This window comes from Kitasatospora sp. NPDC127116 (assembly GCF_042677365.1).
GTDB classification, from domain to species: Bacteria; Actinomycetota; Actinomycetes; order Streptomycetales; family Streptomycetaceae; genus Kitasatospora; species Kitasatospora lactacystinica.
Genome location: NZ_JBHXTL010000194.1, coordinates 5,996 through 13,481, shown reverse-complemented (window position 1 = coordinate 13,481; position 7,486 = coordinate 5,996). Strand labels below are relative to the sequence as shown.

Genomic DNA, 7,486 nt, shown 5'->3' with positions numbered 1-7,486 from the left:
GCTGCGCCGCGGGCGCGGCGGGCGCGGCGGCGCCGGCCTCGGCGTCGGGCGCGGCGGCATCGGCGACGGCCGGCTCGGCCGGTGCCGGAGGTGCGGCGGCGGCGCCCTCGTTCTCGGGCTCAGGCTCGGGCAAGGAAATCCCCCCAGGAAGAATGCGGAATCCCACGCGCGGGCCCCTCGCGGGCGCCACTGCCCCAGCGGGTTCTCCGGGAATTCCGTCACGCGTGTCGGCAGGAATTATGAGAGGCCGCCGACACCGCTGCCAAAACAGTTAACCGTCACACTTTCCCCCAATGTTCGACGAATCGGACACACCGTGATCGAACCGCAATGGGCGCTGTCCTGCGGTGATGACACTGTGTCGACACATCGATTCGAACACGGCCTCCTCCCGTCCCGGCGGCCCGTGACGATGTCCCGGCCCCGTCACCGCTCGGCACGAAGGCACGCCCGCGGGGTCGGGGCGGCGTCAAGAACGGGCAAGGACCGGGAGAAGGACGGGGAAAAGGGGGGACGTGCCGTGACGAGGGGGGAAGCCGGCCGCCGGCGGGTGTGGCCGGCCGTGGTGGCGCTCGCGGCGCCGGCCGCCGCCGGGGCACCGGTGGTGTGGGCGTGGTCGCTGGACCGGCCGGTGGGCGCGGGGCCGCTGTGGCTGTGCGCCGCCGCACTGGCGGTGGGCGCGGCCGCCTCGGTCCGGCCGGACCGAGGTGCGGACCGGCGGGCGGGCCGTCGCACGGGAAGCGGTGGTGACGCGGCGGTCCGCGCGTGGGCGGTGGTGCTGCTCGCGGCCGTCTGGGGGGCGGCGTTCGCGACGGCCCAGGCCGTCCACACCGTCCAGGTGCGGGCGCACGAGCCGCGCAGCGTCGCGGCGGCGGTGACGCACTGCCGGGCGACCGGCCAGCGGCCGGTGGAGGGCGGCGGTCTGGGCTCGAAGACGTACGGCTGCACCTACCGTTGGAGCGTGGACGGACAGGAGTTCAGCGAGGAGCGCCCGGTCGACGAGCCCTACCCGGACAGCCATGAGGTCCGGGTCTGGCTGGAGGACGGCGGGCGGATGGTCACCGGCCGCCCGAGTCCGGCGGCGGTCCCGTTCTGGATCGTGCTGGCCCTGCTCGGCCTGGCCGCCGTACCGTACGCCGCCGTCCGCCTGGCCGCTCAGGTCCGGGAGGCGGACCGGTGAGCAGCGGCAGCGGGACCGGACCGCGGTTCGCCGTCGGCCCCGGGTACGCGCTGTACCAGGGGCCGCTGGCCGACAGCGCCTTCCACCGGCACACCACCTTCCAGGTCGCCGTCGCGGGCGCCGCCCGCACGGTGGCCATCGAGGACGACACCGGGCGGCGCCACCGCGGTCCCGCGCTCGTGGTGCCGCCGATGGTGCGCCACCGGATGGCCCCGACCCGGGAGGTGCTGACCTTCTACGTCGACCCGCACTGCGCCTTCGCCGACCGGCTGCGCACGGGCTGCGGGCAGGGGGTCACCGTCGCCCCGCAGTGGCACGGCCTGACCGAGCGGGAGGTACGGCCGGACGGCGGGCTGCCCGCCACCGGCCTGGATCCGCGGCTGCGTGCGGCCATGGCGGCGCTGGCCGACGGCCAGCAGCCGTTGGAGAGCCTCGCCGCGCGCGTCGGGCTGTCCCCGCAGCGCCTGCGGGCCCTGGCGCGGCGGCAGTTGGGGGTGCCGCTGGCGCGCTGGCGCAGCTGGCAGCGGCTGTCCCGGGCGGCGCTGGCACTCGGCGAGGGGTGCTCGCCGGCGCAGGCGGCGTTCGCGGGCGGGTTCGCCGACCAGGCCCATTTCACGCGGTGGATGCGGGAGTTGACCGGGCTGACGCCCTCCCAGGTGCTGCCCGCGCTGCGCGGGGCGGAGGGCGGGGCCGGGGACGCGGCCGGGGATACGGCCGGGGATACCGCCGGGGGCGGGGCCGGGGATACGGCCGGGGACGCGGCCGCTCAGCCGGGGCGGCGCGCGGTGTAGAGGGACATCGAGCCGGTCACCGTCGCGACGGTGTCCGTCTCGCGCACGCCCTCGAAGCCCGCCTCGGCGATGAGGCGGGGCAGGATGCCGTCGGCGTTGGGCTGGGTGTCCTGCTTCCCGTCGGCGAACTGGACGATCCGAAAGGCCAGGCGCATGGCCGCTGTGCGCTGCCGCCCGTAGTCGGCGATCACCAGTTTGCCGCCGGGGCGCAGGGTGCGGTGCATGGCGGCGAGGATCGCCCGCTTCATCGGGACGGGGCACTGGTGGAGGACGAGGCTGGAGACGACGGTGTCGGCGGCTTCGTCGCCGACGACCTCGGCCACCGCGTCGCCCATGCCGGTGCGGAAGTCGGGGTCGGCGCCGGCCGCGGCGGCCTTGCGGCGGGCCAGGCGCAGCACGGCGGGGTCGGGGTCGACGCCGATGACGGTGGCCTGCGGTTCGGCGCGGTGGAGGAGGACGGCGAAGGAGCCGGTGCCGCAGCCGACGTCGACGATGACGTCACCGGGGCGGGGGGCGGCGTGCATGGCCAGCAGGCTGCGCCACAGGCGTTCGCGGGTGAGCGAGACGATGGGGTCGTAGAGGCCGAGGGCGAAGCTCCCGGCGGCGGGGGTGAAGGTGTCGCTCGGTGTCATGGGGCCAGTGTGGGCGGGTGGTTGGGGCGGAGTCTTGAACGAATCGCTCGCCCACCGAGGTGCCCGCGGGTGCGCGGGAGCCGCTCTTGCCCCGGGTGCCGCCGGGGCGGGCGTCAGGACGGTCCCGAGTTCGCACGGGCCTCGTTCGAGAGTCCTGGGCCGTGCCCCACCTGTTCCTTCGCCGGTCTCGACGTCGCGCAGGAAGTCGGTGGGTCCGACTTCCTGCGCACAAGGGGGGCCGTGAGGGCGGCGGGAGCGAGGACAGGCCCACGGCATCACCGAGGTTGCGAACCGCAGCACACAGCACAGCACCGGGCGGCCCCGCGCACTCCGCGGGGCCGCCCGAGAGCTCTTCGGGAACGGTCCGGAGAGTCGCCCGCCCTGATGCCGATGACGAAGGACCGCCGTGCCTCGACGGTGAAGGCGAGAGCCGGACCGTGAGGATCCCTGCTGTCCCGGACCCGAACCATGCCCGTGACGCCATCGGCCGCCACGACGCAGTGGCCGTGGCCATTGTGTGGGTGCTCCTGCGCCGGACGGCCCCGTGGGGTCGATCGCTCATGTCGGTTCCGGCCACAGTTCCGTGAACGGCCCGATAGCGAACACGCATGAGGACAGGGAAGCACAAGCCTTCTTGCCGACCCGCCGCAGAAGCAGCTCTCTGCGTTCGCAAGTGCGCGTCATGCCTGAACACTTCACCCCTACCAGGCATGCCAGAGCGCATCGTGGCGGTGGTGGACCGGAGGGATGTCCGCACCGTCGGTGTCGTGCCCGGCGCGGTGCAGCCCGCGGATCCGCTGGGCGTCGAGTCGGCCCCGGAGCCGGGCCCGGTTTTCGGCCGTGGCGATCTCGACGGAGAACGAGCCCGTCCTGCAGTCGAGCGCCGTCGACAGCCGGAAGGTGATCCGATGCCGCGTCTTCTTCGGGACAGGGCGACGGCCTTCGCGGGCGGCCCGGCCCAGTTCGGCGTGGGCGTAGCGGAGGTCGTACAGGGACATGGACTCCAATGCGCGCTCCTCGACGCGGAGTTGCCTGGGAGTCGTGCGGACGGTTCGGGACATCAAGAGCCTCCGTGGGGCCCTCCGGACTCTCCGGAGGTACCTACGGCGGGTGTGCGTTGGTCAGCACGACTCGGTCCCCCATCGGCCGGGACGATCTATCCGGGCAGCACAGTAGTCGCGTGGAGGCGTGGGGGCCCGGGCTTTTGCTCACCCCCGTCGTGAGGCCGAGCCGCTCCACATCGGAACGACCGGGCGGCCCCGCGAAGCACGCGGGGCCTCCCGGTAGGAAAACGATTCAGGGGCTGGCCGGGAAGTCACCGGCCTGGACACCCTCGACGAAGGACCGCCAAGCCTCGGAAGTGAAACGGAGAGCCGGGCCGTGAGGATCCTTGCTGTCCCGAACCGGAACGATGCCGGCGATGCCCTCGGCCACTTCGACACAGTTGTCGTTCGGGTTGCTCGCACTCGACTTGCGCCAGGTAATGCGAGGTACCTGGGCAACCTCAACACAGTCGCCGCCTTCGCCGCCGCTGTAGCTGCTCTTGCACCATGTCAGGTCAGCTGCCATGCGGATGACCTCCCGAAGCCCTCAGCCGGTGGTGGGCTGCCCCGCGCGGCGCGGGGCGGCCCACGGTACTGGGTCAGTTGACGGCCGGAAAGTCACCCGCCCGAATGCCGGCCACGAAGGACTGCCACGCCTCCGGCGTGATGCTCAGGACCGGACCACGAGGGTCCTTGCTGTCGCGAACGGGGACGATACTGGCGAGGCCGTCGGCTACCTCAATGCAGTTGCCCTGGCCGTTGCTGTACGTGCTTTTGCGCCAGACGGCCTGGTGAATTCGATCTCTCATGTGCCGTACGTCCCCCGACCGGAAGGCTCTTGAACGAGCAAAATAGAGCTCTGCACACCAGGCAGGTCGGGCGGCCCTGCGTGCTCCGCAGGGCCGCCCGAAGAAGCTCCTCAGAAACGGGCAGGAAAGTCACCCACCCGGACACCCGCAACAAAGGACCGCCACGCCTCCAGGGCAAAACTGAGCGCCGGACCGTAAGGATCCTTGCTGTCGCGAACGGGAATGGAGCCCGGAATCCCACTGGCGACCTCAATGCAGTTGCCGCCTTCGCCGCCGCTGTGGCTGCTCTTGCGCCATGCCAGGTCAGCTGTCACGTAAATGACCTCCTGGAGCCCTCAGTCGGTGTGGTGGGGGGGGCCCCGCGGGGGGGGGGGGCCCCCCCGCCAAGGTAAGATTGATGTGGGGGGGAGGGGCCCCCCCCAGACGGGGCGCAAGGCCCGGTCTGCTGTCAGATATTTTACCTCCTGTTCCCATCTTTCGGTTGGGTGGGCGGCCCGGCGCGGGGGGGGGCAGCCCACGGTACTAGGTCAGTTGGCGGTCGGGAGCTCGCCCGCCCGAATGCCGGCGACGAAGGACCGTCACGCCTCGGGAGTGAAACGGAGAGCCGGGCCGTGAGGATCCTTGCTGTCCCGAACCGGAACCATGCCGGCGATGCCTTCGGCCACTTCGACACAGTCTCCATCGCCATTGCTGTAGCTGCTCTTGCGCCAGACGGTCTCGGGGGTTCGATCTCTCATGTGCCGCACTCCCCTGCGACGTTCCTCGGTCAGGAGATGCCGGGCGGACCCGCAAAGCACGCAGGGCCGCCCGACAAAAAGGCACTTCAGGGGCTGGCCGGGAACTCGCCTGCCCGGATACCGGCGACAAAGGCCTGCCAAGCCGCCGGGGCAAAGCCGAGGGCCGGCCCGTGGGGGTCCTTGCTGTCGCGGACCGGAACGATGCCGGTGATGCCCTCGGCCACTTCGACACAGTTGTCGTTCGGGTTGCTGGCGGTTGCCTTCCTCCACTGCACAGGGAGTGCGGAGGCGACAGAGAAGTGGGTCACTTGAGCATTTCTCTCTTCTGTGTGATGAGGTTGCGCGACTCGTCGAGCGACATGGCGGTTGCCATGATCTCGTCGAACGCCTCTCGGTAGATGTCGACTTGATCCGGATCCTCAACCCAGTCACTGCTGAGCATCCCGCTGAGCAGAACCAGGTCGAGGTCGCGCTGCCGAAACTCCAGGAGTGCAAAGGGCCCTGTCATCCCGGGATGCGGCGGTGCCATGGCCGGCATGATCTGGACCTTGATGTTGGGGAGTTGGCTGAACTGCAACAGCTTGTCCAGCTGGTCGACCATCACACCCGGCGCGGCACTCATGGTGAGGGCCGCCTCGTGGATGACAGCCCACAGTTTCAGCGGATTCTCGGATCGAGTGAGGACTGACTGCCGGTTGATCCGGACCTCGACGCGTTCTTCGACGCTGGAGTTGTTTATCACGCCGCTGGCGATGATGGCGTGAGCGTACTGCCGCGTCTGGAGCAGGCCAGGGATGTAGGCGGACTCGTACGACTTGTTGCCAACGGCCGTCTCTTCAAGGCGAATCAGGTCCGTGTATAGCGGGTTCAGCTGCTCGTAGCCCGCCATCCAGCCGGGACGGTGCTTGTCCCGGAGGATCTCCACGAGGACCTCCTTGAGCTCCTCGTCGCACTCGTAGAAGTCGAGCAGAGCTCGGACGACATCAGGCTTCAGCTGGACGCGCGCGTTCTCGTACCTGCTGAGCTTCACCAGGTTGACGCCCTCAACCTGGGCGACCACCTCTTCGGCCGACAAGCTCTTCAGCTCGCGAAGCCTCCTCAGTTCAGCGGCGATGCGCCGATACCGCACAGCTGGCACTGCGACAGCCATCTACGTAACCCTCCAGAGCGTTCAGACACCAGTGTGCATGCGAGTGGTGACGGTTCGCCACCACCGACTGAAGCGTAGAGGGTGCACCTTGCCATCAGATCTGAAAGTTTTCACTTTTGGTTGACATGCCTTGTGGTGAGGCATCCACATGCTCCATGCTTTGAGTAACGAAGTGGTGGCTATGCGTGACATGCATGGCGGCTGCTACGCCACGCCCTCATGGGTGCCCCCTGCTGGACGCGTACGGGTCGCCGCTTCCGCGGCCCGGTCAACTCCACTCGCGTGTTTGGAAGGTGCTTTCGCCGTGTCCTCCCACTCCTCCACCACCTGGCTGCCGCGCAGCCGCCGCGCCCCCTCCGAGGGGCGTTCCCTTCTCGCCTCGTTCCTCGCCTCCGTCCCGAACGGGAACCAGTTCCTCGACTCGGGGCTTCTGATCGTCTCGGAGCTCGTGACCAACGCCCTCCTGCACGGCACGCCGCCGGGGCACCGCATCTACCTCTCCCTCGACCTCGACTTCGACCCGGACTTCACCCCCGACCCCACCTTCCTGCGCATCGAGGTGCACGACGCCCGGCAGGACCGCGAGCCCGTCCTGCGTGCCCTCACCCTCGACGGCGAGGCCGGGCGCGGCCTGCACCTCGTCAAGTCCCTGGCCAAGGAGACGGGTTGCTCCCCGCGTCAACCGATCGGCAAGATCGTCTGGTGCGAGGTGGCCGCGTGAGGGCCGATCACGACATCCGCGTGGAGGTCCCGGGCCACCGCCCGCCCGCCGTCCACACCCTCAGCGACGACGCCCTCGAACGGATCTGGGCCTCGGTTTGCCACCTCCCCATGTCCCGCTTCGAGCACTACGTACTGGAGCGCCGCCTCACCGGCCCCTGCGCCCGGCGCGACATCGTCCGCGACCTCGCCGACGCCCCTGTCCTCACTCTCCCCCTCGGCGACCGCGAGATCCGCATCAGCTGGGCGGCGGACACGGCCCGGTAGCCGTCCCGGCCCGGACTCCACCGCATCGCCGGGCCGCTGCGCCCCGACGGCGGCCGTAGCCACTCCCCCGCGTGAGAAGTCGGCCGACCCGACTTGTCACCCCGCACCCCCCCAGGCGCTTATAAAAAAAAACGAGCCCCCCACACCCAAACCCCTA

At 70.3% G+C, this 7,486-nt stretch carries 13 protein-coding genes; 4 read left to right on the top strand and 9 right to left on the bottom strand.

Annotated features, from left to right (window positions below; genetic code table 11):
• Positions 1-520 precede the first annotated feature (520 nt).
• Both ACFVHV_RS40875 and ACFVHV_RS40870 read left to right on the top strand, forming a co-directional pair.
• Entirely contained in the window at positions 521-1,180 is a 660-nt protein-coding gene (locus ACFVHV_RS40875) for a hypothetical protein (protein ID WP_380358577.1), read from the top strand.
• Positions 1,177-1,971 carry a helix-turn-helix domain-containing protein gene (locus ACFVHV_RS40870; protein ID WP_380358574.1) on the top strand — a complete coding sequence of 265 codons (795 nt, stop codon included), beginning with the start codon at positions 1,177-1,179 and terminating at the stop codon, positions 1,969-1,971. Before ACFVHV_RS40875 ends, ACFVHV_RS40870 begins: the two co-directional genes overlap by 4 nt.
• Here ACFVHV_RS40870 and ACFVHV_RS40865 read toward each other — a convergent pair.
• From ACFVHV_RS40865 to ACFVHV_RS40825, 9 genes are all read right to left on the bottom strand, one after another.
• Positions 1,947-2,603, bottom strand: coding sequence for a class I SAM-dependent methyltransferase (locus ACFVHV_RS40865; protein WP_380358572.1), 657 nt, complete (start codon positions 2,601-2,603; stop codon positions 1,947-1,949). The two genes, ACFVHV_RS40870 and ACFVHV_RS40865, sit on opposite strands and share 25 nt — an antisense overlap.
• Before the next feature lie 275 nt (positions 2,604-2,878).
• On the bottom strand, positions 2,879-3,073 hold the full coding sequence (locus tag ACFVHV_RS40860) for a DUF397 domain-containing protein (RefSeq protein ID WP_380358569.1): 195 nt from the start codon (positions 3,071-3,073) through the stop codon (positions 2,879-2,881).
• Between the two features lie 231 nt (positions 3,074-3,304).
• Positions 3,305-3,664, bottom strand: a complete 360-nt coding sequence (locus tag ACFVHV_RS40855; RefSeq protein WP_380358567.1) for a hypothetical protein — start codon at positions 3,662-3,664, stop codon at positions 3,305-3,307.
• Positions 3,665-3,899: 235 nt separating this feature from the next.
• Positions 3,900-4,172, bottom strand: coding sequence for a DUF397 domain-containing protein (locus ACFVHV_RS40850; protein ID WP_380358565.1), 273 nt, complete (start codon positions 4,170-4,172; stop codon positions 3,900-3,902).
• 73 nt (positions 4,173-4,245) lie between these two features.
• On the bottom strand, positions 4,246-4,455 hold the full coding sequence (locus tag ACFVHV_RS40845) for a DUF397 domain-containing protein (protein WP_380358563.1): 210 nt from the start codon (positions 4,453-4,455) through the stop codon (positions 4,246-4,248).
• A 110-nt stretch (positions 4,456-4,565) separates the two neighbouring features.
• Positions 4,566-4,769 (bottom strand): DUF397 domain-containing protein, encoded by a 204-nt coding sequence (locus ACFVHV_RS40840; protein ID WP_380358560.1) that lies wholly within the window; start codon positions 4,767-4,769, stop codon positions 4,566-4,568.
• A gap of 264 nt (positions 4,770-5,033) precedes the next feature.
• Positions 5,034-5,192 carry a DUF397 domain-containing protein gene (locus ACFVHV_RS40835; RefSeq protein ID WP_380358557.1) on the bottom strand — a complete coding sequence of 53 codons (159 nt, stop codon included), beginning with the start codon at positions 5,190-5,192 and terminating at the stop codon, positions 5,034-5,036.
• 86 nt (positions 5,193-5,278) lie between these two features.
• Positions 5,279-5,500, bottom strand: a complete 222-nt coding sequence (locus ACFVHV_RS40830; RefSeq protein ID WP_380358555.1) for a DUF397 domain-containing protein — start codon at positions 5,498-5,500, stop codon at positions 5,279-5,281.
• Positions 5,497-6,342 (bottom strand): helix-turn-helix domain-containing protein, encoded by an 846-nt coding sequence (locus ACFVHV_RS40825; protein WP_380358552.1) that lies wholly within the window; start codon positions 6,340-6,342, stop codon positions 5,497-5,499. Before ACFVHV_RS40825 ends, ACFVHV_RS40830 begins: the two co-directional genes overlap by 4 nt.
• 304 nt (positions 6,343-6,646) lie before the next feature.
• Between ACFVHV_RS40825 and ACFVHV_RS40820 the strand changes: the two genes are divergently transcribed.
• Positions 6,647-7,063, top strand: coding sequence for an ATP-binding protein (locus tag ACFVHV_RS40820; protein ID WP_359914976.1), 417 nt, complete (start codon positions 6,647-6,649; stop codon positions 7,061-7,063).
• Positions 7,060-7,329 (top strand): hypothetical protein, encoded by a 270-nt coding sequence (locus ACFVHV_RS40815; protein ID WP_359914973.1) that lies wholly within the window; start codon positions 7,060-7,062, stop codon positions 7,327-7,329. The genes ACFVHV_RS40820 and ACFVHV_RS40815 overlap by 4 nt, the downstream gene beginning before the upstream one ends.
• The last annotated feature ends 157 nt before the right edge of the window (positions 7,330-7,486 follow it).